The following is a 259-nucleotide window of genomic DNA, read 5'->3' on the forward strand; positions in this document are numbered from 1 at the left end:
AACGCTACTTACCCTCACAAAACTGTAGTTACTCACAATTGGTTGATGAACTGCGTAAGTACCATGCCAAACAAATGTTGCAACAAAAAATAAGTGTACTGGAGATTACGAGTCGTCTACGTTTTTGTGAGCAAAGTGGTTTTCAACGTGCCTTTCAACGCTGGTATGGATGTACCCCGAAATAACGATTTTAACCTATATACCATGCCAGCGGCAGAATTCACCTTAAGATATTCGAGATACACTACTCTGAACTTAC

General features: G+C 40.2%; 1 protein-coding gene. It reads left to right on the top strand.

Annotation, left to right across the window (positions count from 1 at the left end):
• The coding region (locus CWB85_RS22255; protein ID WP_138556031.1) for a helix-turn-helix domain-containing protein at positions 1 to 185 on the top strand (185 nt) is incomplete at its 5' end.
• Positions 186 to 259: the final 74 nt, after the last annotated feature.

The sequence above is a fragment of the Pseudoalteromonas sp. S1727 genome, assembly GCF_005886375.1.
Taxonomy (GTDB): domain Bacteria; phylum Pseudomonadota; class Gammaproteobacteria; order Enterobacterales; family Alteromonadaceae; genus Pseudoalteromonas; species Pseudoalteromonas haloplanktis.